Origin of the sequence: Mesorhizobium sp. M0296 (assembly GCF_040321675.1) — a bacterium.
Lineage (GTDB): Bacteria > Pseudomonadota > Alphaproteobacteria > Rhizobiales > Rhizobiaceae > Mesorhizobium.
The window spans coordinates 101,198-127,123 of the sequence record NZ_JAMYRZ010000016.1; the positions used below are offsets into that span (position 1 = coordinate 101,198).

Sequence of the window (25,926 nt, forward strand, 5' to 3'; positions counted from 1 at the left end):
GAATGGCGATGACGTACAATTTCATGCGGGAGTTTGCCGACAGCTGGGGCCTGCTTGCCATGGCGCTTTTCTTCGTCGGATGCGTTGCCTTTGCACTTCGTCCCGGCAGCCGCAGGCACGCCGACAAAGCCGCTCAAATTCCTCTCAAGGACGACTGATCATGAGCCGCGAGCATATCGACGAGGTTTCGGGCATCCCGACGACCGGCCATGAGTGGGACGGCATCAAGGAACTCAACAACCCGCTTCCGCGCTGGTGGGTCATCACCTTCCACATCACCATTGCCTGGGCGATCGGCTACACCGTCGCCTATCCGGCATGGCCGGTGCTGACTTCCGCGACCAAGGGTGTGCTGGGGTATTCGAGCCGCAACGACGTCAAGGATGAACTGGCGGCCGCCGAAGCGGCCAAGGGCAACTATGTCGCTGCCATTCAGGCGAAGCCCGTCTCCGAGATTACTGCCGACGACGCATTGCGCGAATTCGCCGTTGCGGCTGGCGCAGCCACGTTCAAGGTCAATTGCGTGCAGTGCCATGGCTCGGGCGCTCAAGGGTCCAAGGGTTTTCCCAATCTCAACGACGACGATTGGCTGTGGGGTGGCAAGGCCGAACAGATCCAGCAGACTATTGCGCACGGCATCCGCTTCGCATCAGACCCGGATACGCGCGTGTCGGAAATGCCTGCTTTTGGGGACATCATCACGACGGATCAGATCAAGCAGGTCGGCGCCTATGTCGCCAGCCTCTCCGGTCCTGTTCAAGACACAAGCCTGATCGAACCCGGCGCCAATGTTTTCGCCGAGAATTGTGCCGGCTGTCATGGTGAGAATGCAAAGGGCAACAAGGAGTTCGGCGCACCCGACTTGACTGACGCGATCTGGCTCTATGGACCGGGCGAGACGGCTATTGCTGCGCAGGTTCGCGCGCCGAAGCACGGCGTCATGCCGGCATGGATCGGGCGTCTCGGCGAGATCAAGGTCAAGGAACTCGCGGTCTATGTCCATTCGCTTGGCGGCGGAGAATAGGAAGGCAAGCCTATTCTCGTCCTCCCCCCACCGCCATGCGACGAGGCCCGGCGCGAGCCGGGCCTCGACATCAAAGGCCAAGGAACGAGCAGTCTAAGTGCATTCGCTTGGCGGTGGCGAATAGGAACGGAAGCCTATTCTCCTCCCCCCTCGCCAAGCGACGAGGCCCGGCGCAAGCCGGGCCTCGACATCGGATGCGTCGGGCTTCCGGCGAAATCGTCGCTGGTGACTGGAGCTTCTCGTGCTTGATAACACGCAAATAGAACGGCTCGAAGCCGATGCGGTCAACTCCGCCAACACCCGTCAGCCGCTCTATGCCGCACGCAAGAAGATATTCCCTAAGCGGGCCTCTGGCAGCTTCCGCCGCTTCAAGTGGTCGGTGATGGCAATCACGCTGGGGATCTACTACCTGACGCCCTGGCTGCGGTGGGATCGCGGGCCATTTGCCCCGGACCAGGCCGTGCTGGTCGATCTTGCCAATCGCCGCTTCTACTTCTTCGTCATCGAGATCTGGCCGCAGGAATTCTACTATGTGGCCGGCCTGCTGGTCATGGCCGGTATCGGCCTTTTCCTGATCACATCCACCGTCGGCCGGGCTTGGTGCGGCTATACGTGCCCGCAGACCGTATGGGTCGATCTGTTTCTGGTCGTCGAGCGAGCCATCGAGGGCGACCGCAACGCGCGCATGAAGCTAGATGCCGGGCCCTGGACTGCGCGCAAACTCGTGCTGCGAACATCGAGACACGCCATTTGGCTGGTCACAGGCGCGGCGAGCGGCGGCGCCTGGATCTTCTATTTCGCCGATGCGCCGACGCTGGTCGTCGAGGTCATCAAGGGCTCCGCCGCGCCCGTGGCCTATGTCACCATCGCCGTGCTGACGGCGACCACCTACACGTTCGGCGGACTGATGCGCGAGCAGGTCTGCACCTATATGTGCCCCTGGCCGCGCATCCAGGCAGCCATGCTCGACGAAAACTCGCTCACGGTGACTTACAACGGCTGGCGCGGCGAACCGCGTTCGCGTCATGCCAAGAAGGTGCTGGCCGCGGGGCAACCGGTCGGGGACTGCGTCGATTGCAATTCCTGCGTGGCGGTCTGCCCGATGGGGATCGACATTCGCGACGGCCAGCAGCTCGAATGCATCACCTGCGCGCTCTGCATCGATGCCTGCGACAGCGTCATGGACAAACTGGGCAGGAAACATGGGCTGGTCTCCTATGCGACATTGTCCGACTACAACGCCAACATGGCTATCGCCACAGCGGGCGGCTCGCGCGCGGTGGACCCCTCGCTGGTGCGAACCGCCGATGACTCCTTCTCTGACAGGCTGGCGCATTTCCACATCCGCAAGATCTTCCGCCCGCGCACCTTCTTCTATCTTGGCGCCTGGTCGGCGGTCGGGTTCGCGCTGCTTTATTCGCTGCTGACCCGCGAGCGGCTCGAGCTGAATGTCCTGCACGATCGCAACCCGCAATTCGTGACGCTCTCCGACGGTTCGATCCGCAACGGCTACACCGTCAAGCTGCTCAACATGATTCCCGAGCCCCGGGCGATCATTGTCACCTTGCAGGATCTGCCGGGTGCCGAGATGAGCGCGGTCGGTGTCGATCGTTCTCCTGCACGCTCCTTCACCACACTGGCCGATCCCGACCGGTTGAAGTTGCTGAAGGTTTTCGTGCGCCAACCGGCGGATCAGATCAAGGGAGTGACACAGAGCTTCAAGTTCCGGATCGAGGATGAAGCAGGCCTCGAGTCCGCCGAATACACGGCCACGTTCAATGCACCGGAGATCGCCAGATGAGTGCTCATTCGCAGAAATCCCGCGAATTCACCGGAAGGCACATGCTGTTCACCATCCTTGGCTTCTTCGGCGCCGTCATTGGCGTCAACGTGACCATGGCAACACTCGCCAATACGAGTTGGACCGGCCTTGTCGTCGAAAATACCTATGTGGCGAGCCAGCAATTCAACGAAAAAACCGAGGAAGGGCGCGCGCAGGCAGCGCTTGGCTGGACCGGCAAGCTGACGATTGCTGGCGGCGAAGTCCGCTACAGCCTCGCTAATGCCGGCGGCAAGCCGATTGCCTTGCGTGGTGTCAAGGTGCTGTTTCGCCACCCTGCCTACGAGGCCGAGGACAAGGCCGTCACGCTGGCCCCCATCTCGGGCCAGGAATTCACGACCCGGCATACGCCGAAGGACGGCGTCTGGATCGTCGAAGTCGATGCCGATGCCGGCCTTGCCGAGCCCTATCGCGACGTACGCCGCATCATGATTTCCAGGGGAGCGCTGCAATGAGCTGCTGTGCGGCGGGCGCCGAAAAGGCGCTGGACCTGGACAAGGTCGTACTGGCCCTGCCTTCTAGCCAGGAAATCAGACTGGCGAGCCGCTCGATTGGCGATGATCTTCGCCAGACCGACCTTTCCGTGCCGGCCGTGCATTGTGCGGCCTGCATCCAGACGATTGAGACGGCGATCGGCAAGCTGGATCGCGTCGAAGGCGCTCGTGTCAATCTTTCGACGAAACGTGTTTCGGTCCGGTGGCGCGGCGACGAGGTTCCGCCATTCGTCGCCTCGCTGGGACGGATGGGTTATGAGGCGCACCTGTTCGATCCCGAGGCGGACGGTAGGGACAAGACGCTTTCTGAACTGATCCGCGCCGTTTCGGTCGCCGGCTTTGCGGCGGGCAACATCATGCTGCTTTCAGTTTCGGTCTGGTCCGGCGCAGAAGGCGCGACCCGCGATCTTTTCCATTGGGTCTCGGCGCTGATCGCCATTCCCGCGCTCGCCTTCTCAGGCGGCATCTATTTCCGCTCGGCCTGGAATGCGCTGCGCCATGGCCGCATGAACATGGACGTGCCGATCGCGGTCGGGGTATCGCTCGCTTACGCCATGAGCCTCTACGAGTCGATCAACCATGGCGACCACGCCTATTTCGACGCGTCGGTGTCGCTGCTGTTCTTTCTGCTGATCGGCCGCACGCTGGATCACGTCATGCGGGAACGGGCACGGACGGCCGTGAACGGACTGGCTCGGCTGGCGGCGCGCAGCACCATGGTGCTGCGCGAGGATGGTTCGCGCGACTACTTGCCGGTTGGCGAGATCGAACCAGGCATGCAGCTCTTGATCGCGGCCGGCGAGAGGGTTCCCGTCGACGGCCGGATCATTGGCGGGGCGTCCGATCTCGACTGCTCTCTAGTCTCGGGCGAGAGCACGCCCAGAAACGTGGCGCCAGGCGAACCCGTACAGGCCGGCGTACTCAACCTTACCGGTTCGCTGACCGTCGAGGCGACGGCCGCCGCGAAGGATTCCTTCCTGGCCGAAATGGTTCGGCTGATGGAGGCCGCCGAGGGCGGCCGCGCGCATTATCGCCGGATCGCCGACCGCGTTTCAGTGCTTTATGCCCCTGTGGTCCACCTGACCGCTTTTGTGACGTTTCTCGGCTGGATGGCGGCGACCGGCGACTGGCACGGGGCAATGACCATCGCCATCGCCGTCTTGATCATCACATGCCCGTGCGCGCTCGGTCTCGCCGTGCCGATCGTGCAGGTGGTCGCTGCGCGCCGGCTGTTCGAAAGCGGCGTCATGGTCAAGGACGGCTCCGCCATGGAGCGCCTGGCGGGGATCGACACGGCATTGTTCGACAAAACCGGCACGCTTACGCTCGGACTGCCCCGGCTGATCAATGCGCCGTCGATCGACCCGATAATGCTGGCCTTGACGGCCGACATGGCAGCGCATTCCCGCCATCCTTTTTCGAAGGCAATCGCTGGCCTTGCAGCCTTTGCCGGCCAGCCGAAACTCGCGTCCGTCAGCGAGCATCCGGGCTTCGGCATCGAAGCCACCGCCCAAGGCAGCACCTGGCGGCTGGGTCGCCGCGGATGGGCTGAGTGGAAAACCCGGACCGGCGGCGAAGGCGAACATGGCCATGGCGGAACGGTTCTGGCGAAAGACGGGATCATTGTCGCGTCCTTCGTTTTCGAGGATGCGTTGCGCGCCGACGCCAGGGCGGCCCTCGAACTCTTGAACAGCGCCGGCGTATCGGTGGAGATGCTGTCGGGCGACACAGAAGCGGCCTGCGGCGAAGTCGCGGAAGCACTGGGCATCGAGCGCTTTGTTCCCGCGTTGCTTCCCTCCGGCAAGGTAGAACAGATCGAAGCATTGACGCGAACCGGCCACAAGGTGCTGATGGTCGGCGATGGGCTCAATGACACGCCTGCGTTGGGCGCCGCACACGTTTCGATCGCTCCGGCCACGGCGGCGGATATCGGTCGCAACGCCGCGGATTTCGTGTTCCTGCGTGAAAGTCTTCTGGCGGTCCCGCTTGCTGTAGACGTTTCGCGGAAGGCTGGACGGCTGATCCGGCAGAACATCGCCATCGCGATCGCTTACAATGCCGTCGCCGTACCGATCGCCATTCTGGGACACGTTACGCCACTGATCGCGGCGGTCGCGATGTCCGCCTCGTCCCTCCTGGTCATCGGCAATGCGCTGCGCCTGCAAGGCTTCGTGTCAAGCGCATCGGCGCAAGATGCCCGGCATGACATTCAAGACGGCGCCACCCAATTGGAACAACTCCAATGACGACGCTCGCCTACCTCATACCCGTGGCCTTGCTTCTTGGCGCTCTTGGCCTCTGCGGCTTTCTGTGGGCCTTGAGGAGCGGTCAATACGAAGATCTCGATGGCGCCGCCGAGCGAATCCTGATCGACCGCGACGAACCGCGCAGCTGAACCAGATCGCTTTGCCGACGACTGCGCGGATGCCGGTCGTCGCCGACCGAGACCGTCTGGTCGCGATTGCTTTGGCGTCATGTCGATTCGGCGCGCGACGGGTGCGAAGAACGGATGAGCCAGAATGCGTTGCCGAACTTTCGGCTGGGAAAGGCCGCACCGAAGGGGAAGCCGCACGTTCCATGATGACCAGACCATGGCCAACATTTTCGTGGCGATCGACCCATCACCGTGAACCGCCATTGCTGGGTTTGTCGAGCCTGGTTGATCCAGATCAGGGTTATCTCTTCATCGGCGTGGTTTCATTGGGACCTTTGAAGGGGCGCGCATGTCCAACGGACGGTTAGGTCGCGCGATAAGCCGCAAACCGTGGATCGATTGCGATGCGTTCCAGTGCCCTTCGTCGCAGATAGCCGACGCAATGACGGCACGCTGATGGCCGGCTCTGTCGATAGATTCGACGTCATTGTCGTCGGAGCCGGGCCGGTCGGACTTTCCTTCGCCGCATCGCTTGCCCAGAGCCGACTCAAGGTGGCAGTGGTTGAACGGCAGTCGCTCGAAAGCCTGGCGAATCCGGCTTTCGACGGTCGCGAGATCGCGCTGACCCACGCATCGGTTGAAATCCTTCGCGAGCTCGGCGCCTGGGATATCATCCCCGCTTCGGACAAATCACCACTTCAAGGCGCGCGTGTGCTCAACGGATCGAGCCCTTTCGCCCTGTGCTTCGATTCTCCCAGCGGATCTGGGGAACCACTCGGAATTCTGGTCCCAAATTGTCGGATCCGCGACGCCCTGTTCAAGATTGTCCACTTCCAGGGTCATGCCCAGCTGCTGTGCGGCCACTCGGTCGTCAATGCAACAACCAGCCACAAAGAAGCAGTCATAAGGCTCTGTGACGGCAGGCAATTGGCCGCTCGGCTGCTCGTTGCAGCGGATTCGCGTCTGTCCGCGACGCGCGACCTGCTCGGCATTGGGGCCGACATCAATCGGCTTGGCAACTCCATGCTGATTTGCCGGGTGAGGCACGAGCGCGCCCATCACCAGATCGCGGTCGAATGGTTCGATCACCATCAGACGATAGCGATGTTGCCGCTCATGGAAGGCGTGTCGTCGCTGCTTCTCACGTTGCGCTCAAACGAGGCCGACAGACTGCTTGCTCTCGACGACGACTTGTTCCTCATGGAATTGACGAGCCGGTGTCGAGGACGCCTCGGAGAGATGACCTTGGCAAGCACCCGCCATGCCTATCCGCTGGTCACGACCTGGGCGCACAAGTTCTGGGCTCCGAGTGCGGCACTGATCGGCGATGCTGCCCTCGGCATGCACCCGGTGACCGCGCATGGCTTCAACATCGGCCTCAGTGGCCAGAAGCAACTCGCCGATAGAATCCTGGCGGCATGTCGCGAGCGCCGCGACATTGCTGATCCCGACATGCTCGGCAGATACGAAAGCCGGCTGCGTCTGTCGGCGGCACCGCTCTATCATGCTACGAATGTACTTGTCGCTCTCTACTCAGGCGAGCACCCGGCGGCACGGCTTGCAAGACATGCGGGGCTTCGCTTTGCCCAATATCTTCCCTTTATCCGCCATGGCATTTCGGCCATGCTCAGGCGGTGAATCGCAGGCAGCGCTGCCGCTCTGGAACGCTATCTCGGCCCGGCTTCCTTTTGTCTCGCCGGGCGCGTTTGATGCCGTTCGTAAGGCTGCTTCGATGCCGATCCTGGGATGGTTCGGATCAAGGCATAGCACCGTCAAGATCTCGATGGTCAGCCGGCAATCCTAACAGCAGACGTGCGACCCGGAGCCATGGTGAGCGCACTGGTTACCCCCGCTGGATAGTTAACCCGTCCTTCAGTGGGCTTGCGTAAGCTTGTCGTCGCGAACAACGATGGGAGCAAGCCGGTCCGTCCATGGCCCCGAAAAATGAAGACACGCTGGAGGCCAAAATCCGTCAGGATCAGCTTGCTGACCTGAGGACCGGCCTCTTCGTGTCGATGCCGATAAGCGCTATCCTGTCAGGCCTGATTTGGGCGGTGCACGCCCTTTCTGGCAGCGGCTTTGCCGCTGCAATCTGGTTCCTGGTCGTCAATGCAATAAATGCCGCCCGCCTTGCACTCGCGCGTTATCAGCTAAAGGAAACAGGGCGCCATGACAATTTCGTGGGGGTTTTGCCGCGGCTTCGCTGGTTTGGCATCCTTGCTCTTCTGGCAGGGTTTGCCTGGTCCTTCCTGGCCGTCCTGACTGTTGGATACACGACACCTCAAGCACCGCTGCATCTGGTCATTCTGGCGGGCATTTCCGCTGGTGCGGTTACATACGGCAGTTCGTATGCCGCGGCGGCGATCAACTTCATCACACCTCCGCTCCTTATCACGGTGGGATGCCTTTTGGCGAAAGGCAATTTTGAAGACTACATTCTGGCTTTTACCGTTCTGCTTTTCATGGGCGGCTTGGTTCGAGCTTCGTGTGTTGGGCAAGCACGGTTCCGCGAAGCGAGCCGCCTGAGGCATGAGGCCGAGCGGCTTGCGGCGGAGATGAAGGCCAGTTCCAGGCAGGACCACCTGACGGCCCTTCTCAACAGGCGTGGCCTCGAAGACGCAATCGGACGTTTCGAGACCGCGGATGGCCCCTTCGTGGCAATGCTGGTTGATCTGGACGGGTTCAAATCCGTCAACGATACCTACGGTCACAGGACCGGTGATGAACTGCTTGTAAGGATCGCCCGCCGCATAGAGGAGGAAGCACCGGAAGGCTCAACGCTCGCTCGTATCGGCGGCGATGAATTCGTGCTGTTTTTTCCCTCAACGAGGGTTTCGCTTTCTGCCAGTGATCTCGCCTCCAATATCATAGCCAAAATTGCCCGACCCTATATCGAGGTCGCGTCCGTCCGTGTCGGGGCATCGATAGGAATATACTTGGCGCAGACGCCGGGCCTGACGGAAATGTTGTTGCGGGCGGATATCGCCCTTTATACGGCCAAGCGTCGTGGCAGGAACGAATTTTGCCTGTTCGATGCCGAACTCGACAGGGAACTGCAACGCCGCCAGTCCGTCGAACGGGACCTTCATTCGGCGATAAAGACGAGAAGCTTGCAACCTTGGTTCCAGCCGATCGTGAAACTCGACACCGAGGCCGTGGTCGGTTTTGAAGCCTTGCTGAGGTGGTCCCATCCGACTCATGGCGCCATCTCTCCACCCGAAATCATCACAGCTGCACGCGAAACCGGAATGCTTCAGCTGCTGACGCAAACCGTATTCGCCGACTGTTGTGCTTTTATCGACGGCTTGGTGAAAGCTGACTGTCGTGATCTCCGTGTGGCGATGAATGTTTCACCGCGCGAACTGGAAGCCGGCGATATCGACGACATGGTTCTGGACGGTCTGGCGGCAAAAGGCCTCCCTGCAACGATGTTCGAAATCGAGATTACCGAAGAATCCCCGGTAGACCCGGACAGAGTGGATGAAAAGCTCGGACGGCTTTCACATGCCGGCATTTCCATCGCGCTCGATGACTTCGGCACCGGCTTTTCCACGTTGGCATCTCTCAAGGACAGTCGGATACGCAAGGTGAAAATAGACCAGGGCTTCATTCGCGGCTTGGCCAAGTCCCGAGAGGACCGACTGCTTGTCAAATCGGTCATCGATCTCGGTAACATGCTCGGGATCGAGGTCATGGCCGAGGGCGTCGAAACAGAGGCGGATCGGCAAACCCTGCACAAGCTTGGCTGCAGGACCGCTCAGGGCTTCCTGTTCTCGAAGGCGGTGCCTCTGAGCCAAGCACTGGAAATGGCAGTCAAACAGCACGCGAACCAGTTGTGACCGCTCCAGCCGCGCTGTGTCTCGCGGCCGTGCGCTCATGAATGGCGGGTATCTGAACTTCCTTGTTTGAAGAGCATGACAGTCCGTGCTGTGCGTCAGCCGGCGAACAGTTCCTTGTAGCCAGTCGTCACCATCCAGTTCGCCCGGTCGATATGGCTGCGAAGAGCCTTGCGGGCGCGGACCGGCTCAAGGGCCGGGTCGATGCCGAGAATGAGATCAGCCATCTCCTCTTCGCTGGCATTGTCGGCGCAGGCATCCAGGATCCGCAGGTAGATCGTGAAATGCTCCCTGTCGTAGCTCGTGAGGTTCTCCGACCAGGGGACTTCGTCGCACAGAGTTGAGTTTCGAGTCTCATCTGTTCCCATTGATCGATTCATGCCTGCGAACCTCGCCTGTTAAGCGCCCGCAGCATATCCCAAAATGGGATAATCCGAAACCGGGATTAGTCGCTGATCCGGTCTTTACCCGACCGGTTCGCCTAAATGCCCAAATCTCTTCGATCGCCCCGCCACCAGCGGTTTCTGGCCCAGTTGGTTTCCCTGCGCAAGGCCAAAGGCCTGACTCAGGCGCAGGTGGCCGAGAAGCTTGATCGTCCCCAATCCTTCGTGGCCAAGTACGAGGGTGGAGAGCGGCGTCTCGACGTCATCGAGTTTCTCGACTTAACTGCGGCGCTTGACGCTGATCCGTGCGAGATTCTGTCCAGCCTGCGGGCTAACGGGCGCCTGCGCGTCTAACGGCTCGCGCCGGTACCGTGAACCGAGCGTGCTTTTCTTCGGCAAGCTGCCATTCCGCTGCGGGTGGGTCTTTACCAAGCCATGCCGATATAGGATGATAATCCTAGGTGGGGCGAATCCTCAACGGAGATCGCAATGGCTAGGACCAAACTTTCCAAGCAGCTTTCACAGGCTGAAATCGAGCGCTTTCTGGCGGAGGCGGAACGGCTGCACAAGAGCATCGTCCAGCCGCTTCTATCACCTAGCAGCAACCATTACCGGGCTCTCCAACGCACCCATGAAGCGCTGTTAAAGACGGTGAAGGATATCACGGGTAAGGATGCGCCGTTCATTCAATGGTTCGGAACAGGACCGGTGAATTAGACCCGACTTGTAGACTCCACGCTGCAAACGTCCCATTCTCTCTTCGGAGGGAAGGGGCGTGGGCAACCATCGCTTTCAAGACAACTCCTGGCTGGCTTTCTTGCCTTCGAATCGACCCTGCCGCTGTCGGCTGCAACATCAAAGCCAATATAAGCTACAAAACGGGCGAGCGCGTCTATCATGATCCCGGACAGGAATATTACTGGGACACGCGCCTCAACCTGTTGAAAGGCGAGCGCTGGTTTTGTTCGGAGCAAGCCGCGCGCACGGCGGCGATGTCGTCGAGTTTCTCGGCGTAACTGCGGCGCTTGACGATGATCCGTGCGAAAAATCTGTCCAGCCTGCCGTCCTGGCGGGCGCCCGCGCGCCTGACGACGCGCACCAGGTGCTCGTGAACCGAGCCCGCTTTTCTTCGGCAAGCTCAGGCGGTCTCGGCCATTCGGCTTCGCCCCTTGGCGTGGGCAGCCCTTCGGGCTGAGACGGCCGCCGACCTTGCGGGCGGCGCGGTTTGTCTGTTGGCCGTTCCCGGTGCGCGGGGTGGGCGGCACTCCCTTCTAGGCCCGCCGCGGCAGCCCGCAACCCTTCGCTGCCGCTCAGGGTCCTCCTCTTCGTTCCGGTCCTTCGGATGCGGTCCGCCTACCACGGCGGGCCTTTCCGGTCGCGACTCGCCGCCCACCCCGCTTCCGGGGAAAGGCGCGGCGATTGGCGAGCGGAGGATGAGACGATGCATGCAAACAGCAAGCGTACCCCGAGCGGAGAGGCTGGCGCAGGCAAGGGCGGGCGCCCCGGCGCCAGCCTTTATCAGGAGATCACCGACCGCATCATTGCCGAACTGGAGCGCGGCACCGTGCCATGGGTCAAGCCATGGGGCAGCGCAAAGGCAGGCCTTGGCCTGCCGAGGAATGCATCCTCTGGGCGCATCTATTCCGGCATCAATATCCTCATCCTGTGGGGCGCGGTCATCGAGCGCAGCTATCCCAGCCAGAACTGGCTCACCTTCCGGCAGGCGCTCGTCCTTGGCGGCAATGTCAGGAAGGGCGAGCGCGGCACGACCATCGTGCATGCCGACCGCTTTGTCCCCAAGGACGAGAAGGAGCGCGCACGCCACGAGGGCGATGAACCACAGGCCGTGCCTTTTTTAAAGCGCTTCACCGTCTTCAATGTCGCGCAGTGCGATAATCTTCCTGAAGACCTCTATGCCGCCGCCGAGCCGCTGCCTCAGTGCGAGATCGTGCCGCACGCCGAGACGCTCATTCGCGCCAGCGGTGCGGATTTCAGGGTCGGCGGCGATCGCGCTTTCTACATGCCGGGCAGCGACCACATTCAGGTGCCGCCGCAGCCGGCGTTCCATCACCAGATCGACTATTACCGGACCTGCTTTCACGAGCTTGGCCACTGGACCGGCCACCCGACGCGGCTTGCTCGCGACCTCTCCGGCTCGTTCGGCTCCAAGGCTTACGCGCGTGAAGAATTGGTCGCCGAAATCACTGCCGCCTTCGTCTGCAGCAAGCTCGGTATCGAGCCGACCGTGCGTCATGCCGATTACATCGGCTCATGGCTAAAGGTGCTGCGCGAGGACAACCGCGCCATCTTCCGTGCCGCCAGTCTTGCCTCCAAGGCCGCCGATTTCCTGCTTGGCCTTCAGGCCGATGCCGAAGGCGAGGCGCAGGAAGGGATTGCGGCATGACGATGCGCGATCCTCAACTGACCGCGACCGAGCCGACGCCGCAAGGCGAGCAGCTGCTCATTCCCGGCGTTCGGCCGATCACCACGCGCGATCGGCTCACCCTCCTGATGGACGCGCCGATGTGTCCGCGCGCGGCGCAAAAGCCGCTCGATATCGGCCTCTTCGATGAAGCCAGCAGAAATCAACTCGACCTGTTCTGACAAGGAGTCTTTCCATGATCCTGATCACCGATCCACTGCGCGCACGACTGCTCGCCAATAGCGCCGCCGACGCCGACATCGACCATTTTCCCGTTGTGAAACTGTTCGATCCGACAGGTGCCGCGACGTGGCTTCTGAGCGAACTCGACGCCGATGGCGACACGCTGTTCGGTCTTTGCGATCTCGGCTTCGGCTTCCCCGAACTCGGCAGCGTCAGTCTGGCCGAGCTTGCATCCGCAAAAGGTCCGCTTGGCCTCGGCATCGAGCGCGACCTGCATTTCCAGGCGCGCTATCCGCTCTCCGCCTATGCCGAAGCCGCCCGCATTTGCGGCCACATCACCGAGGCCGAGCGACTTCTGCGGCAGGCAGCAGACGCCCTTTCAAAGCCCCATTCCGAGCTTCCGTCCGACACGGCGGAACAGCAGCGCCGATAGGCGCAAAAACCGTCCCGCGCGCCGGCCGTCGGCCTCTGCGGCGGGGACAACCTTAACCAAAGCGAAGGAGAGTAACCATGCAGCTTGCCCACATCCCCTTGGATCAGCTCAACATTTCCGCGCTCAACATGCGCCATGGAAAACGCGCGCCCGACATATCCGACATCCTGCCATCCGTGCGTGCGCGCGGCGTGCTGGTGCCTCTCCTTGTGCGGCCCAACGGCCAGCCGGAAACCTTCGAGATCGTCGCCGGCAGGCGGCGCTATTTCGCCGCAAAATCGCTTGCCGACGAGCGCGGCGAAGGCGATCCCTTGCCCTGCGCCATCATGGAGGACGATGACGACGCCGATGCGCTGGAAGCCTCGCTGATCGAAAACCTCGCCCGCCTCGATCCTGACGAAGTCTCGCAATGGGAGACGTTTTCGCGGCTCGTCAGGCAAGGCCGCACCGTTCCAGACATCGCTGCGACCTTCGGCATCACTGACCTGAAGGTCAAACGCATTCTGGCGCTTGGCGACCTCTTGCCCAAAATCCGCGAAGCCTATCGCCGCGAGGAGATCGACGTCGAGACGGTGCGCCATCTCACCATGGCGTCCAAGGCGCAGCAGAAGGACTGGCTGGCACTCTGTGCCGATCCCGATCAATACGCGCCGCGTGGCTTTCAATTGAAGCAATGGCTGTTCGGCGGCCAGTCGATTGCCACCAAGGTGGCGCTGTTTGCCATCGACGAATATCCCGGCCTGATCACCTCGGACCTGTTCGGCGAGGACAGCTATTTCGCCGATGCCGACCTGTTCTGGCAAAAGCAGAACGAAGCGATTGCCGCCAGACGCGACACCTATCTTAACGACGGCTGGAGCGAGGTGGTGCTGCTGGAGCCGGGCCAGTATTTCCACGCATGGGACCACGAGAAGACCCCGAAGAAGAAGGGCGGCAAGGTCTTCATCGCGGTCACGTATCGCGGCGAGGTCGAGTGTCACGAGGGCTGGCTGTCACACAAGCAAGTCCGCCGCGCCCGCGAGGGCGGTGAGCAAGAAGAAACAGCCGCCAAGCCGCCGCGCCCCGAACTCACCGGCCCGATGCAGAACTATGTCGATCTGCATCGCCATGCTGCCGTGCGTGCGGCCATGCTCGACCATCCCGCCGTGGCGCTGCGCCTCGTGGTGGCGCACGCCATCACCGGTTCCGGCCTGTGGCAGGTGCGCCCCGAGCCGCAGCGCGCAGCCAACGAGACGGTGACTGCCAGCCTTGCCGGCTGCAAGGCTGAAGCCGCATTCGGCAAAAAGCGGCGCGAGGTATTGGCCCTGCTCGGATCACCGGATGAGGATGGCGTGGTCGCCGGCGGCAATGGCGACGCCTTTACTATTGCCGGCGTGTTCGCGCGCCTCTTGGCGCTGTGCGACGACGATGTCATGCGCGTTCTCACCCTTGTCATGGCCGAGACGCTTGCAGCCGGCAGCGCCGTCATCGAGGCGCTCGGCAACCATCTGAACGTCGAAATGGGCACATGGTGGCAACCGGACGATGCCTTCTTCGACCTCTTGCGCGATAAGGAAATCGCCAATTCGATGCTGGCCGAGATCGGCGGCAAGCTGGTCGCGGACGGCAATGTCGCCGAGAAGGTCAAGACGCAAAAGAAGATAATCCGCGACTTCCTGGCGGGCGAGAATGGCCGCCAGAAGGTCGAGACCTGGCTGCCGCGCTGGATGAAATTCCCGGCCGAAAGCTACACCAGCCGCGGCGGCTTCCGCACCGCCGATCAGTGGTCACAAGTGCAGCCGCTGTTCGTCCGCGAATAGTCGATCAGGGCCCGAGCGGCGGTTCTCTCGATTACCGCCGCTCAGGTCGCGCGCGCCGCTCCGGGCCGCGCCGGCTGCCGATTGGTCGTCTTGTCGAGCCAATGCCGCGCGCGAGAAATCCCAACGCCAACTCGCCCCGATTTCGGCAGCCCTGCACCACGCCGGGTCGCTTGCTGAGCCGCCAGGCGCATGGGGCCAATTGTCCGATCCGGTTGGCGACAGAGCCCGCGCAGCCGGCGCCCTGCATCGCCGCGTGTTAGTTGTGCCGCCGATCGCGTCACCTGTCTCCATGTGTCTCAGGGACCATTCCCCTGCGGCTGGCTTGACGACCTATGGGCGGATCCGGCCCGCCCGAAACCCTCGCCAGCAGCTTTTTTCCCCGCCGCCTGCGGCGGCTTCCTCGCGCCGCTTCGCTTCAAAAAAGCTGTCCGCTCGGGTCCTCCGCTATCGCTGCGGCCGTCCCGGTTCCGGCGGTCCGGACGCGCCCATCACGGTCCGCCATCGCAGGGGAATGGTCCCCGGCGAGCACCAAAAGGAGACTAAAAATGACCGCGATCGGATACGTCACCAAACAGCAAAACGGCGGCTACAAGGGCCAGCTCAAGACGCTCAGCGTCCGCGCCGACATCGACATCGTGCCCAATCAGGCAAAGAGCGCCGACACCCATCCCGACTTTCGGGTGCTGACGCAAGGGGTCGAAGTAGGGGCCGGCTGGATCCGCACCGGCGAGACCTCCGGCAAGGACTATGTGAGCCTGTCGATTGCCGCCCCGGAGTTCGGCCCGCGCAAGCTCTACGCCAATCTCGGCCGCGCCGCCGGCCAGGATGACGACGACACATACGCCATCATCTGGAACCCGGTCGACTGAACCGCCAGCCTCGAGCCCCGCGCCGCAACCGGCGCGGGGCTCTTTCGGGAGGGGGCGGCGAAAACTCGCCCCCCACTCTTCGCCCGTCCCCGAAACGATCTCGCTCGCCGATCCTCGCCTTCGCTTGTCCGTAGCGAAACGAGGACCATCATGGACGACGAAAACGAACGCGCGGCCCGCGCGAAGAAGGGCAGTCCGTTTCTCAACACCGCGCAGGCCGCCTTCTATATCGGGCTATCCCAGCGCACGCTGGAGAAGATGCGGCTCAAGGGCGGTGGCCCGCAATTCCGTAAGCACGGCCGCTACGTCCGCTATCACATCGACGAGCTCGACGACTGGTCGAAGGGACGCGCGCAGGAGACCCGGTCCGAGGATGGCGGCCACGATTCCGGCTCGGCCGGTGAGGGAGGCCGCTCATGAGCCGGCGTCCCACCATCCGTCTGATCGGCAGCCATCTGCGGCGCATTCGGGCGCGCAAGACGATCGCCGTGGCCACAATAGGCCTCGGCCTGATCGGCTTCGCCGCTTTCGACAACCCATCGCCCTGGCTGGTCTGGAACGCCTCGGCCAGTGCGCCGGTCGGCCTCTATCGCCTTGCGTCCGGATCACCGGCTCGTGGCGATCTGGTGCTCGTCCGCCCGCCAAAACCAGTCGCCGATCTCGCCGCCGAACGCTTCTATCTGCCCAGCAATGTGCCGCTGGTCAAGCGCCTTGCCGCGCTGCCTGGCGAGCATGTCTGCGCCTTCGGCGACGCCATCATCATCGGCGGCGAGATCGTCGCGCGCCGGCTGGCAACCGACACGCAGCACCGTCCGCTATCTTGGTGGAATGCCTGCCGCAAGCTCGCCGCCGACGAGTTTTTCCTGCTCGGCAACGATAGAAACCGCTCCTTCGACAGCCGCTATTTCGGGCCGGTGCCGGCCGAAAATATTGCCGGGAGGCTCGTGCCGCTATGGACCGAGTAACCCTCCTGATGCTCGGCATGATCGCGATAGCGCCATGCGCCTGTTCCGCCGCGACCGACGCTCAGCCGGCCGCCATCTCCCGTGGTCCGCAGCTCCAACGATGGCAGCACTTGATAGCCGAAGCAAGCCGGCGTTTCAGCATTCCACAGCCCTGGATTTATGCCGTCATGGATGCCGAAAGCCGGGGGCAGACAATGCTGGACGGACGGCCGATCGCCTCACACGCCGGCGCCATTGGCCTCATGCAGGTGATGCCCGGCACCTACGAGGAGATGCGCGCAGAGCTTGGCCTGGGAGCCGATCCGCACGACCCTCGCGATAACATTCTGGCAGGCACTGCCTATCTGCGCGCCATGTATGACCGCTTCGGCTTTCCCGGCCTGTTTGCCGCCTATAACGCTGGGCCGGACCGCTACGAACAGCATTTGCAGCGTGGGCGACCGCTGCCCAGCGAGACGGTTTCGTATCTGGAAGAGCTCAAGGCGGCGGGGATCGCGGCCGCCGACATGGACGCGTTCACCGGCAAATCCCGTTCCGGAAAAGCGCCGGAAATCCCGTCCGGGCAGTCGCTGTTTTTCCTGCGAAACGGTGTTTCCGCGACCGATCCGAATGGCCAAATTGTGGTGCCGCTCGGATCGGAGCGAGCAAGGCCAGGCCGGCCGGATCGCAGGTGAGGGCAGGGGTACCGTGGGTCGGGCGGGGCAGGGAGGCAGGTCCGGGAAGGCAAGATAAAGGCATCGCCTCCTGGAGGCGGCGAAGTCTTTGTCTGCACATCGTTTTTCATGGAGGCTGCCTTCAGCGTCAGGAGAGCTTCTGCCGACAAAGCTTTGATTCTGCTCAAGATTGCTAGGAGGCTCAATGCAGGATGAAGAGTTCAAGCCGAGCCTGGGCAAAATCGGATCGCGCGGCTCGAAGGCAGGCAAGCGTTTCGCCGGCCAGATCCGCGCCGCGATCAACCGAGCCGGCGGCGGCAGCGGTCGCCGTGGCCGCTTCATCGGAAGCCGGGCGGGGCGCGGCGGGGCTGCTGCCGCCGTTCTCAGAGCGCGCGACCCCCACGCGGCGTTTCGGCAGCGGCGCACCGTCGTCAAGGCGCGTATCGTCAAGCTGGCCGGCAAGGGTGTTGACGGGGCACGTGCACACCTTCGCTACCTCCAGCGCGACGGCGTCACCCGCGAAGGCGAGCCTGGCGAGCTCTATAGCGCCGACAGCGACCGCGTTGATGGCAAGGCCTTCATCGATCGTGCCGATGGCGACCGGCATCAGTTCCGCTTCATCGTCGCACCTGAAGACGGCATCGAGTATGACGACGTCAAGCCGCTCACGCGGCGCCTCATGGCGCAGATGCAAGAAGACCTCGGCACAAAGCTCGACTGGGTCGCTGTCGATCATTTCAACACTGGTCATCCGCATACCCATATTATCGTCCGCGGCAAGGATGACCGCGGCGAAAATCTTGTCATCGCGCGAGACTACATCTCGTCTGGCATCCGTGAACGGGCGGCCGAGCTGGTCAGCCTCGACCTTGGCCCGAGAACGGACCGCGAGATCGAGCAACGCCTGCGCCAGGAAATGGAGCGGGAACGCTTCACCAGCATCGATCGGCAGCTGCTCCGCATGCGCGACGATGAGGGGCATGTCTCACCGGCCCGCCGAAACACGTTTCGCCAGACGCTGCACCAGGGCCGCCTGCGCAAGCTCGAGCGGATGGGTCTGGCTGAGGAAGTCGGCTCGGGCCGCTGGCGCCTTGATGGCGAGCTTGAAGCGACGCTGCGCCGCACAGGCGAGCGGGGCGACATCATCAAGACCATGCACCGCGAACTGACCGGCAAGGGGCTCGCCCGCAGTGCCGCCGACTATGTTGTCCATGATCGATCTGCAGAGCAGATGCAGCCTGTCGTCGGCCGCATCGTTGCGCGCGGCCTGGCCGACGAAATCACTGACCGCCATTACCTCGTCGTCGACGGCGTGGACGGCAAAAGCCACTATGTTGATATCGGCAAAGGCGAGGCCACCCAACCGACGCCAGAGGGCTGCATAGTGCGGGTCACGCCGAGGGACACCGGGCCAAGGCAAGTCGACCGCACAATTGCCGAGATCGCCACGGCCCATGACGGGCGCTACAGCATCGATATCCATCTCAAGCATGACCCGTCGGCCACCGAACGCTTTGCCGAAACGCACGTGCGGCGACTGGAGGCGATCCGCCGGGCGACCGGTCGTGTCGAGCGCGAGCCGGACGGCACCTGGATCGTCGCACCGGATCATCTCGACCGTGTGTCTGACTACGAGCGTCAGCGGGCCGGGGCCGAGCCTGTCACGGTTGACAAGCTCTCATCGACGCCGCTGGAACAACAAGTCAGCTTCGACGGCGCCACCTGGCTCGATCGAGAGCTGGTTTCCGACATACCGGAGGCCTTGCACAGCTCTGGTTTCGGCCGCGATGTCCGAGAGGCGCAAGGCCGCCGACGGCAGTGGCTGATTGCGCAAGGTCTTGCTCGGGAAGAGCAGGACCGGATCGTCTATCGCGCCAACATGCTTTCGATGCTGCGCCAACGCGAGTTGAACCGCGTGGCCGGCCAGTTGTCGAACGAACTCGGTCTGCCCTATTCTGAAGCCCAGAGTGGAGATCGAATAGAAGGCACGCTCCGCCGCTCCGTCGAGCTCGCCGGCGGAAAATACGCTGTCATCGAGAAATCGCGCGAGTTCACGCTGGTGCCATGGCGGCCGGTGCTTGAGCATCATATCGGCAAGGAGGTTTCCGGCGTCGTGCGTGCAGAGGGGATTTCATGGACCATCGGCCGGCAGAGAAGCGGACCAAGCATTTCGTGACATGGCTACACAACTTCTTTTGCCCGCGTTGAAACAGGTACTCAGTCCGGACGGAGTTCGCCTGCTAATTGCCCGCGGCATTTGATCTCGCGAGGGATAAATGGCTGGTCGTGCAAGACTTATCGTTCGCTCTACAAAAAAGCGCCGCGATGATTCATCGTGTTCCATGGTTCTGAGCCAAAACCCTCCTGCGCCACCACGGCACTCTTCCCGGTGCCACGGAAGCCGCGCCGACGACGGCGGTGCCGGCCTAGTTGCGCAGGGCTGCCCCCGACCCAAACAGTTGCGGCGCATTGAGGACATTGCAATCACTGACGGTGCGGCCATCGGCGCGCTCGATGAGATGGTCCGCCAGCTAGAGAGGTGGGCTGGCGCCTGGTGACAGCGCCTAGGGCTTTCGGCGGCCGTGGTACGGCGAAGCAGGCTCGCGGCCTCGAGGATGAAGCCGCACTTCGCGATGTTCTTCTGCTCACACGACCGGGAGACGAGGTCGGCCCTGCGGGCCGGATGCTGTTGGCCGGGCGTGAACTGGCAGCCCATCCCGCTGAGGATCTTCTAACGGGAGAAACCTCGCTGCGGTGGGGAAGATTTCGGTCGTCGCCCGCGACGACGAGGCGGTCAGCGACCTGGCCAGACGAGCTTCGGCAGCTTTCGGCTGCGGCATGTTGACGTGCGCGATCATGGCCGCCGAATGAGATCGCTTCGAACGCACCGTCGGATGCTGGCTCGCCGACGCTTTACTGGCGCAGCGCCTGGGTGGGGCCATGCGGTGCCGCTACTGGGCACCGAGGCAGCTTTGGGCATGAGACCCGATCAATCGCGCCGGGCCGCGACGGTCATTGCGGCATCTGGAGTCGAGGCCGGGCGCGAACGTCCTCCAGGCCGCGCCGGTCCGGCGAGGCGGTCGAAATATCGCGAAAACTTGGCCACCGCGTGCACGTAGGATCGCTGGGTGGCCGGCGACAGATTGCGGATCGTCATGTCCTCGATCATGCGTCGGCGAAGAGGGCTCAACTCGGCCATCTCAAACTCCTGTTCTCAAGATTGCGCTTCAACAGCCGCAATCCTTCAAAACAGAAGCGTCATCCGCAAACCCACGCACCAAATGACGCGTCAGCGGCTTCGTTCAATCCCTTTATGGGTCCGGACCCTAGCAGGTTGTGACCATTGCTGTGGCAATGCAGCAGTCCTGGATGGCTGCATCAAATAAGTTCCAAGATGCCCCGGGTGCGCTTCCACCGGACCACCTGGACGCTGCAGTTAAATGCACAAATCCACGCGCGTGCTGAAGCATCGTGAAAAATTCATGGATTATGACCCGATCCAATTTCGGTCGATGAATCAGCGCCCTTCGCCGGGGCTGTCGGTCCGCATCGCGCCTGACAGCGGCGCTATGCTGGCGCTCCCATGGCCGCCCTGTTGAACCGCTTTCTCCAGCACCGAACTGAATTGGTCCCGCTGGCGGACATTTCGATGCTTCCGCCTTGCGGGCCTTCTTTGTTGCGGCCGGCTCTGCGGCACGGCTGCGCCGACGTGAACGTGCTTGGCGGCACGTTTTGTGAGGGAGGGAAAGAGGCGCGCGGCCCTCTCCCTGCAAGTCGCCGCTGGCGGATTCCTCCGTCTGCCCGCTTCGCTCCGTGCAGACCGGGGAGACCCCTCCGCCCCCTTGCTCGCGCTGCTCGCCACGATGCCGGGGGACAGGCGACCTGAACCCGTGCCCAAGCCGATCTGATGGCAGCGGTGGGGCTGGACATGGGCCCGTGGTGGACATACGTGCCACACAAATCCTCATGCTCGCCTAACCGGCTGCAACGTATGGCAATCCGGGCAGACCCGACGAAAGAAGGAGTAGGTCTCGGCCATTCCCGTGTCCGAACCCAGAAAAGTTACTGGTTTCCTTACGGGCGCGATACAAAGGGCACGGGCTGGACTTGGCTGCCGGGGGCGGGGCTTGTCGACCGCTCGATCGAAAGTGAGAGACGAGGAGGAGAATCACCGACCTGCAGAGCGGCAAGGCGCTCGCCTACCTCCCTGTCAGTCACCGTTAGCCGATGGTTTAGACGAAGATAGTCCGTCCATGTCGGCGTGCGGAATGTCTCGGTCCAAAGAGTCGAGTTCTGAAGATCGCGCTGGAGGGTCCAGTCCCGCGCACCGGCACGGCTCTGAACGCGCCGCCTTTCGCGCATGCAGCTCAGAAACTCCTCGATATTCTCCTCGGGTATCGAGTACTCCACCTTGATCACGATCGGGCCGCTCCTGGGCTTCAAATCGAGGGCCAGTTCTGGTGGCCTGAAGTCGAAGGCCCCTTGATCCGATTCCTCCCATAGCCGTACCGGCAATAGCTTTCCCACAGCTGCAACCAGCAACAGCGCCGCTGCAGCACCTTCCAAAGCCCACGTCAGGGAATAGTACTGCGCGACAGCACCCCAGATCCAGCTGCCCGCTGCCATGCCGCCGTAGGTCAGGGCGTAATAGATCGACAGGGTGCGACCAACGACCCACCTTGGGCTTGCCAACTGCACACACACGTCGGTTCCGGTCCAGGTGACAACCCAGCCTGCGCCAGCGATTGCAAGCGCGATCGCTGCTACAGCCACCGATGATGTGAGAGCCAGTAAAAGGCAACACGTTGCGCAAGCAACGGATGCGAGCGTGATCAATCGATTTTGGGACGTGATGCGTCTGAAGTAGCTATTGCCAATGCCCGCGATGAAGGCGCCTGTGCCGAAGCCGGCTAACAGGACGCCGTAAACAATTGGCCCCCCCGCCAGTTGGTCGCGAACCACGAGGGGGAGCAGAGCAAGGATCGAGATGCTTGACAGCCCGAACAGGGTTGCGCGCACGATCGCCACTCTGATCTCCGAGGAGATTGCCGTGAAGCGCATGCCATCATGAATGGCCGTCGTCATCCGCTCGCGCGGAAGAGGCGAAGAGCGAACTTGCCACTTGGAGCGCAGCACAGCGCTCAACGGGACCAGGTCGGTCAGCGCAGCGAAGGCGAAAGCCGTAAGGGGGCCCAGCAAAGCCAAAATTACACCGCCCAGCGCCGGTCCTATACTCCGAACCACGTTGTACCCCACCGACATCAGCGTCACTGCAGCGGGTATGTCGCGCTTTTCCAGGATGTCGCCGACCGAGGCGTGCCAGGCTGGATCATTCAAGGCAAAGCCGCATCCCGCCAAGAAACTCAGTCCCAAGATCAGCCATGGACTGACAAAGCCCAGTCCAACAGAGAGAGCCAGCGCCGTGGATGCCAGTGCGATCAGGCAATGTCCGGCAAGCATCACGCCGCGGCGGCTGAAGCTGTCTGCAATCGCTCCAGCAAGGATCGACAAGAAGAAGGCGGGCAGTGTCGATGCAGCCTGCACGAGCGCAACCATCAGATCGGAGGCTGAAATCGTTGCCATAAGCCAGCTTATAGCCACGCTCTGCACCAGCCAGCCAAGGCTGGATATCTGCGTGGCTGTCCAGATCGAACGAAAGACCGGATTCTGAAGAGGGATCAGTGTGTTTGCCGCAAAGGGCGGGGAATCTTGACGCCGCATGACTTCTCACCTCCACCACGTAGTTCTTTCACTCACTCTCTCGCTGACAGCGGTGCGCTTACGCACAGCTGCGTCACAACCAAGTTCCGATATCGCGCTCGCAACAAAGTAGATGTCGCATCCACGGTGCTGATGCGCGATGAGTGTGCCAGTTGGGCGTCAGCTGGTCTGGGTCGCGCAGCCCGATGGGGTGCGGTCTGCCCTGCGACTCTTGGCCTTGGACGGTGCTACCGCCCCGATGGCCGGGTTGTCAAACTGCCACGGTGCTAGCAGCGCCCATCCCATCCTGACAGGCATGAGCGTACGACGCAGCGCATCGCTGGTATCGGAGGCGGGTGCAAGATCAAGGGTGGCATCGTCTTGACAAGTACGAGCTGGTGGACGCCTTCGCCCGACCTATCACATCGGCGATTTATGGGGCCGCCGTTCAACTCGTTGGTCTATGCACAAAAAACATAATACGCTTCAAAAGACGTTTCGTGTCGGCGCAGGCGCCGAGGAGGGCGCGGAAGCCTTCACCATCGTCATCCCGCCACCGAACGTCACTGGCTCGCTGCACATGGGCCATGCGCTCAACAACACGCTGCAGGACATTCTGGTGCGCTTCGAGCGCATGCGCGGCAAGAACGTGCTGTGGCAGCCCGGCATGGATCACGCCGGCATCGCCACGCAGATGGTGGTCGAGCGCCAGCTTATGGAGAAGCAGATCCACCGCCGTGACCTGACGCGCGACGAGTTCATTGAGAAAGTCTGGGAGTGGAAAGCCGAATCCGGCGGCGCGATCTTCAACCAGTTGAAGCGGCTGGGGCCTCGGCCGACTGGAGCCGAGAACGTTTCACCATGGACGAGGGCCTGTCCAGGGCGGTGCTCGAAGTGTTCGTCACGCTCTACAAGGAAAGGCCTGATCTACAAGGACAAGCGCTTGTCAACTGGGACCCGAAGCTCTTGACCGCGAGTCCGACCTTGAGGTCGAACAGCAGGAGGTCAACGGCAATCTCTGGCATTTCCGCTACCCCGTCGAGGGCGAGGTTTTGGATCCGGAAAATCCTAAAACCTTCATCACCGTGGCGACGACCCGCCCGGAGACGATGCTGGGCGATATGGCGGTCGGCGGTGCATCCCGACGACGAGCGTTTCCGGCATCTTGTCGGCAAGAACCTCATCCTCTGCCGATCGTCGGCCGCAGGATCGCGGTGGTGGCGGACGAGTATTCTGATCCGGAGAAAGGCAGCCGCGCGGTCAAGATCACGCCGGCGCACGACTTCAACGAATTTGAGGTCGGCAGGCGCCATAAGTTGCCGGCGATCAATATTCTCACCATAGAGGGGCGGTCACCCTCACGGACAATGACGACTGTCTCGCCGGGCTGGAGGTGGCGCCGTAGCGCCATGCGGTCCGGGACGAGCTCGACGGTCTGACGCTTACATCTCGCCGAACTGGTCCAAGCAAGCATGAATTCCATAACCAGGCGCCGACGTGGAACTATCTCGTCGTCCACGCCCACGGACGCATCACTGTCCGGGATGATGAGCGCTATGTGCGCCGTAACGTGGCGAAGCTCACTCACATGCATGAAGCCTCGCAGCCTGCCCCGTGGAAGATGGGCGACGCGCCGAAGGACTTCATTGACACGATGGTGAAGGCGATCGTCGCCCTGGAAATCGAGATCACCAGCCTGGTTGGTAAATCAAAACTCAGCCAGAACAAAGAGGTGCGCGACATTCAGAACGCTGGTGAAATGCTGAATGCCCGAGGCGTCAATGGGATGGGAGAAGCGATGCTCGCGGTTGCGGCGGCCAAATCCCAATAGCAACTATCTTGTCCCGACAAGCCGCTGGTGCTGGATTTCCAACGGGTGACCTTGAGAGACAAATGCTTCGGCTCGCCGGAAACGCGACCAGCATCTGACCACCCGCTATGCGGCAGATGGACAAGAACTCAGGCCGCCATCGCCAGCCACATCCGCAATGCCGCCGGATCGATGGAAGCTGCTTACCCCGCCAGTCTCTCCGGTCATGCCGCCTGCGTCGTTAATACCTTGAACAGCAGCCTGGCGGTTAAACCGCCTTGCGTGTTCGGTATGGCGGCACAGCGGTTTGGAGATCGGCGAACGCCACGCCCCACGGTAGCGATGCCTCGCATGACCAAGCAGCGGCATGTGCGGCAGGCTTGCACCCGCTTCAGATGCGAGACGGGTCAAGACAATCATCCTGCACAATGCCACGCGGCGGTGAGCCGGTTTCGAAAAGGGCCGGCCCCGGCCGTTCATACAAGTGGAGTTGGGGGCGCGGGGCCGGATCAAGCCTATCGCGTTGGACCCGCCGGGACCGCGCGTACATCATCCCGGCAACGCCAGGCGCTCGCCTCGCGTCATGCGGGCTTCGGCTTGGCGCGCCGAATGTCTGGACCGGCATCGCGGAGCAATGGCGCACCAGTCTACGACATGGTGCGTAGTCGCCATGCTGCCCCTGGCCAGATCGTAGATGACCTCGGCTTGTTCGCCATGGCGAGCCGAAGCACGTTGACGGCCGTGCCGGGTGATGCGCCGTCCCAGACTATCATCCCAAAATCGGCGCGCGCCATCTCCCGGTCTTTGGCGGCGTAGATCCAGTATCCTCTAGCACCTTTAGGAGACGGGACCCGGTAGGCAGCCCAGTCGCCCAGATCATTGCGGGGTTCCTTGGCCGCATGGAAGACCCCGACATGTTTGTAGCCGTAGCCCGCGAGCAGGCCCTGCGCCTCGGCATCGGCTCCAGACGCGTCGCCAATCAGCACGCCGTGCACGGCAACAACGATTGGGCGGATCCGAGCGATGGCAGGTTCCGTCAGCTCAAATATCTCGCGTGAACCCCCTATGAATATCATCGACATCATGACTTTCCCTTCTCTCCAGGGCTCCCTCGCTCTGACCGCCGTCTCCCTCTGGCCCT

The 25,926-nt window shown here is 62.4% G+C and carries 25 protein-coding genes and 2 pseudogenes; 23 read left to right on the forward strand and 4 right to left on the reverse strand.

The window, feature by feature from the left end:
- Positions 1 to 8: 8 nt before the first annotated feature.
- The 8 genes from NKI97_RS17445 to NKI97_RS17480 all read left to right on the forward strand — a co-directional run bounded on the left by NKI97_RS17445 (position 9) and on the right by NKI97_RS17480 (position 9,571).
- Positions 9 to 158 (forward strand): cbb3-type cytochrome c oxidase subunit 3, encoded by a 150-nt coding sequence (locus NKI97_RS17445; RefSeq protein ID WP_352484158.1) that lies wholly within the window; start codon positions 9 to 11, stop codon positions 156 to 158.
- A gap of 2 nt (positions 159 to 160) precedes the next feature.
- A complete protein-coding gene (gene ccoP, locus NKI97_RS17450; protein ID WP_352835519.1) occupies positions 161 to 1,024 on the forward strand; it encodes a cytochrome-c oxidase, cbb3-type subunit III in 864 nt (287 codons plus the stop codon).
- Between the two features lie 241 nt (positions 1,025 to 1,265).
- A complete protein-coding gene (ccoG, locus tag NKI97_RS17455) occupies positions 1,266 to 2,825 on the forward strand; it encodes a cytochrome c oxidase accessory protein CcoG (RefSeq protein WP_352835522.1) in 1,560 nt (519 codons plus the stop codon).
- The gene (locus NKI97_RS17460; protein WP_352835524.1) at positions 2,822 to 3,319 is read left to right on the forward strand and encodes a FixH family protein; all 498 of its coding nucleotides are present in this window, start codon (positions 2,822 to 2,824) and stop codon (positions 3,317 to 3,319) included. The genes ccoG and NKI97_RS17460 overlap by 4 nt, the downstream gene beginning before the upstream one ends.
- Complete coding sequence (locus tag NKI97_RS17465) at positions 3,316 to 5,604, forward strand: cation-translocating P-type ATPase (RefSeq protein ID WP_352835527.1); 2,289 nt, start codon at positions 3,316 to 3,318, stop codon at positions 5,602 to 5,604. The genes NKI97_RS17460 and NKI97_RS17465 overlap by 4 nt, the downstream gene beginning before the upstream one ends.
- On the forward strand, positions 5,601 to 5,753 hold the full coding sequence (gene ccoS, locus NKI97_RS17470) for a cbb3-type cytochrome oxidase assembly protein CcoS (protein ID WP_023722040.1): 153 nt from the start codon (positions 5,601 to 5,603) through the stop codon (positions 5,751 to 5,753). The genes NKI97_RS17465 and ccoS overlap by 4 nt, the downstream gene beginning before the upstream one ends.
- Positions 5,754 to 6,188: 435 nt before the next feature.
- Complete coding sequence (gene ubiM / locus NKI97_RS17475) at positions 6,189 to 7,370, forward strand: 5-demethoxyubiquinol-8 5-hydroxylase UbiM (protein WP_352835574.1); 1,182 nt, start codon at positions 6,189 to 6,191, stop codon at positions 7,368 to 7,370.
- 293 nt (positions 7,371 to 7,663) lie between these two features.
- Positions 7,664 to 9,571: a putative bifunctional diguanylate cyclase/phosphodiesterase gene (locus NKI97_RS17480; protein WP_352484163.1), complete on the forward strand. Its 1,908-nt coding sequence runs from the start codon at positions 7,664 to 7,666 to the stop codon at positions 9,569 to 9,571.
- A gap of 95 nt (positions 9,572 to 9,666) precedes the next feature.
- On the opposite strand, the gene NKI97_RS17485 is transcribed toward NKI97_RS17480, so the two are convergent.
- A complete protein-coding gene (locus tag NKI97_RS17485; protein ID WP_023722036.1) occupies positions 9,667 to 9,936 on the reverse strand; it encodes a DNA -binding domain-containing protein in 270 nt (89 codons plus the stop codon).
- Positions 9,937 to 10,053: 117 nt separating this feature from the next.
- Here NKI97_RS17485 and NKI97_RS17490 point away from each other — a divergent pair, with 117 nt between their 5' ends.
- From NKI97_RS17490 to NKI97_RS17550, 13 genes are all read left to right on the forward strand, one after another.
- A complete protein-coding gene (locus tag NKI97_RS17490; protein ID WP_023722035.1) occupies positions 10,054 to 10,305 on the forward strand; it encodes a helix-turn-helix domain-containing protein in 252 nt (83 codons plus the stop codon).
- A gap of 135 nt (positions 10,306 to 10,440) precedes the next feature.
- Positions 10,441 to 10,668 carry a hypothetical protein gene (locus NKI97_RS17495; protein ID WP_023722034.1) on the forward strand — a complete coding sequence of 76 codons (228 nt, stop codon included), beginning with the start codon at positions 10,441 to 10,443 and terminating at the stop codon, positions 10,666 to 10,668.
- A complete protein-coding gene (locus tag NKI97_RS35500) occupies positions 10,641 to 10,967 on the forward strand; it encodes a sunset domain-containing protein (RefSeq protein ID WP_502904626.1) in 327 nt (108 codons plus the stop codon). The genes NKI97_RS17495 and NKI97_RS35500 overlap by 28 nt, the downstream gene beginning before the upstream one ends.
- A gap of 425 nt (positions 10,968 to 11,392) precedes the next feature.
- Positions 11,393 to 12,355 (forward strand): ArdC family protein, encoded by a 963-nt coding sequence (locus tag NKI97_RS17505; RefSeq protein ID WP_352835533.1) that lies wholly within the window; start codon positions 11,393 to 11,395, stop codon positions 12,353 to 12,355.
- A complete protein-coding gene (locus tag NKI97_RS17510) occupies positions 12,352 to 12,555 on the forward strand; it encodes a hypothetical protein (protein ID WP_352502724.1) in 204 nt (67 codons plus the stop codon). Before NKI97_RS17505 ends, NKI97_RS17510 begins: the two co-directional genes overlap by 4 nt.
- Positions 12,556 to 12,569: 14 nt before the next feature.
- Positions 12,570 to 12,989, forward strand: a complete 420-nt coding sequence (locus NKI97_RS17515) for a DUF2958 domain-containing protein (protein WP_352835536.1) — start codon at positions 12,570 to 12,572, stop codon at positions 12,987 to 12,989.
- Between the two features lie 77 nt (positions 12,990 to 13,066).
- Entirely contained in the window at positions 13,067 to 14,788 is a 1,722-nt protein-coding gene (locus tag NKI97_RS17520) for a ParB/RepB/Spo0J family partition protein (RefSeq protein ID WP_352835539.1), read from the forward strand.
- Between the two features lie 545 nt (positions 14,789 to 15,333).
- The gene (locus NKI97_RS17525; protein WP_352835541.1) at positions 15,334 to 15,657 is read left to right on the forward strand and encodes a DUF736 domain-containing protein; all 324 of its coding nucleotides are present in this window, start codon (positions 15,334 to 15,336) and stop codon (positions 15,655 to 15,657) included.
- 150 nt (positions 15,658 to 15,807) lie between these two features.
- On the forward strand, positions 15,808 to 16,077 hold the full coding sequence (locus NKI97_RS17530; protein WP_352818463.1) for a helix-turn-helix transcriptional regulator: 270 nt from the start codon (positions 15,808 to 15,810) through the stop codon (positions 16,075 to 16,077).
- A complete protein-coding gene (lepB, locus tag NKI97_RS17535; RefSeq protein WP_352690179.1) occupies positions 16,074 to 16,622 on the forward strand; it encodes a signal peptidase I in 549 nt (182 codons plus the stop codon). Before NKI97_RS17530 ends, lepB begins: the two co-directional genes overlap by 4 nt.
- A gap of 17 nt (positions 16,623 to 16,639) precedes the next feature.
- Positions 16,640 to 17,296: a lytic transglycosylase domain-containing protein gene (locus NKI97_RS17540; protein ID WP_502907111.1), complete on the forward strand. Its 657-nt coding sequence runs from the start codon at positions 16,640 to 16,642 to the stop codon at positions 17,294 to 17,296.
- Between the two features lie 184 nt (positions 17,297 to 17,480).
- Complete coding sequence (gene rlxS / locus NKI97_RS17545) at positions 17,481 to 19,451, forward strand: relaxase/mobilization nuclease RlxS (RefSeq protein ID WP_352818458.1); 1,971 nt, start codon at positions 17,481 to 17,483, stop codon at positions 19,449 to 19,451.
- A gap of 378 nt (positions 19,452 to 19,829) precedes the next feature.
- On the forward strand, positions 19,830 to 20,120 hold the full coding sequence (locus tag NKI97_RS17550) for a DUF1403 family protein (RefSeq protein ID WP_352835545.1): 291 nt from the start codon (positions 19,830 to 19,832) through the stop codon (positions 20,118 to 20,120).
- 194 nt (positions 20,121 to 20,314) lie between these two features.
- Here NKI97_RS17550 and NKI97_RS17555 read toward each other — a convergent pair.
- Positions 20,315 to 20,474, reverse strand: a pseudogene (locus NKI97_RS17555) (phage integrase N-terminal SAM-like domain-containing protein); the annotation flags it as partial.
- Between the two features lie 875 nt (positions 20,475 to 21,349).
- On the reverse strand, positions 21,350 to 22,996 hold the full coding sequence (locus NKI97_RS17560; protein ID WP_352517878.1) for an MFS transporter: 1,647 nt from the start codon (positions 22,994 to 22,996) through the stop codon (positions 21,350 to 21,352).
- Positions 22,997 to 23,438: 442 nt separating this feature from the next.
- On the opposite strand from NKI97_RS17560, the pseudogene NKI97_RS17565 reads away from it, so the two are divergent.
- A pseudogene (locus NKI97_RS17565) lies at positions 23,439 to 24,321 on the forward strand (class I tRNA ligase family protein); the annotation flags it as partial.
- A gap of 89 nt (positions 24,322 to 24,410) precedes the next feature.
- On the forward strand, positions 24,411 to 24,806 hold the full coding sequence (locus tag NKI97_RS17570) for an FMN-binding negative transcriptional regulator (protein ID WP_352453596.1): 396 nt from the start codon (positions 24,411 to 24,413) through the stop codon (positions 24,804 to 24,806).
- Positions 24,807 to 25,432: 626 nt separating this feature from the next.
- Here NKI97_RS17570 and NKI97_RS17575 read toward each other — a convergent pair.
- Positions 25,433 to 25,870, reverse strand: coding sequence for a hypothetical protein (locus tag NKI97_RS17575; RefSeq protein WP_352835549.1), 438 nt, complete (start codon positions 25,868 to 25,870; stop codon positions 25,433 to 25,435).
- Positions 25,871 to 25,926: the final 56 nt, after the last annotated feature.

What these genes read in the sequence shown, in the direction of transcription:
- NKI97_RS17445 (WP_352484158.1), top strand. Translation starts at nt 9, where the DNA reads ATGACGTACAATTTCATGCGGGAGTTTGCCGACAGCTGGGGCCTGCTT.
- ccoP (WP_352835519.1), top strand. Translation starts at nt 161, where the DNA reads ATGAGCCGCGAGCATATCGACGAGGTTTCGGGCATCCCGACGACCGGC.
- NKI97_RS17460 (WP_352835524.1), top strand. Translation starts at nt 2,822, where the DNA reads ATGAGTGCTCATTCGCAGAAATCCCGCGAATTCACCGGAAGGCACATG.
- NKI97_RS17465 (WP_352835527.1), top strand. Translation starts at nt 3,316, where the DNA reads ATGAGCTGCTGTGCGGCGGGCGCCGAAAAGGCGCTGGACCTGGACAAG.
- ccoS (WP_023722040.1), top strand. Translation starts at nt 5,601, where the DNA reads ATGACGACGCTCGCCTACCTCATACCCGTGGCCTTGCTTCTTGGCGCT.
- ubiM (WP_352835574.1), top strand. Translation starts at nt 6,189, where the DNA reads ATGGCCGGCTCTGTCGATAGATTCGACGTCATTGTCGTCGGAGCCGGG.
- NKI97_RS17480 (WP_352484163.1), top strand. Translation starts at nt 7,664, where the DNA reads ATGGCCCCGAAAAATGAAGACACGCTGGAGGCCAAAATCCGTCAGGAT.
- NKI97_RS17485 (WP_023722036.1), bottom strand. Translation starts at nt 9,936, where the DNA reads ATGGGAACAGATGAGACTCGAAACTCAACTCTGTGCGACGAAGTCCCC.
- NKI97_RS17490 (WP_023722035.1), top strand. Translation starts at nt 10,054, where the DNA reads ATGCCCAAATCTCTTCGATCGCCCCGCCACCAGCGGTTTCTGGCCCAG.
- NKI97_RS17495 (WP_023722034.1), top strand. Translation starts at nt 10,441, where the DNA reads ATGGCTAGGACCAAACTTTCCAAGCAGCTTTCACAGGCTGAAATCGAG.
- NKI97_RS35500 (WP_502904626.1), top strand. Translation starts at nt 10,641, where the DNA reads ATGGTTCGGAACAGGACCGGTGAATTAGACCCGACTTGTAGACTCCAC.
- NKI97_RS17505 (WP_352835533.1), top strand. Translation starts at nt 11,393, where the DNA reads ATGCATGCAAACAGCAAGCGTACCCCGAGCGGAGAGGCTGGCGCAGGC.
- NKI97_RS17510 (WP_352502724.1), top strand. Translation starts at nt 12,352, where the DNA reads ATGACGATGCGCGATCCTCAACTGACCGCGACCGAGCCGACGCCGCAA.
- NKI97_RS17515 (WP_352835536.1), top strand. Translation starts at nt 12,570, where the DNA reads ATGATCCTGATCACCGATCCACTGCGCGCACGACTGCTCGCCAATAGC.
- NKI97_RS17520 (WP_352835539.1), top strand. Translation starts at nt 13,067, where the DNA reads ATGCAGCTTGCCCACATCCCCTTGGATCAGCTCAACATTTCCGCGCTC.
- NKI97_RS17525 (WP_352835541.1), top strand. Translation starts at nt 15,334, where the DNA reads ATGACCGCGATCGGATACGTCACCAAACAGCAAAACGGCGGCTACAAG.
- NKI97_RS17530 (WP_352818463.1), top strand. Translation starts at nt 15,808, where the DNA reads ATGGACGACGAAAACGAACGCGCGGCCCGCGCGAAGAAGGGCAGTCCG.
- lepB (WP_352690179.1), top strand. Translation starts at nt 16,074, where the DNA reads ATGAGCCGGCGTCCCACCATCCGTCTGATCGGCAGCCATCTGCGGCGC.
- NKI97_RS17540 (WP_502907111.1), top strand. Translation starts at nt 16,640, where the DNA reads ATGATCGCGATAGCGCCATGCGCCTGTTCCGCCGCGACCGACGCTCAG.
- rlxS (WP_352818458.1), top strand. Translation starts at nt 17,481, where the DNA reads ATGCAGGATGAAGAGTTCAAGCCGAGCCTGGGCAAAATCGGATCGCGC.
- NKI97_RS17560 (WP_352517878.1), bottom strand. Translation starts at nt 22,996, where the DNA reads ATGCGGCGTCAAGATTCCCCGCCCTTTGCGGCAAACACACTGATCCCT.
- NKI97_RS17575 (WP_352835549.1), bottom strand. Translation starts at nt 25,870, where the DNA reads ATGATGTCGATGATATTCATAGGGGGTTCACGCGAGATATTTGAGCTG.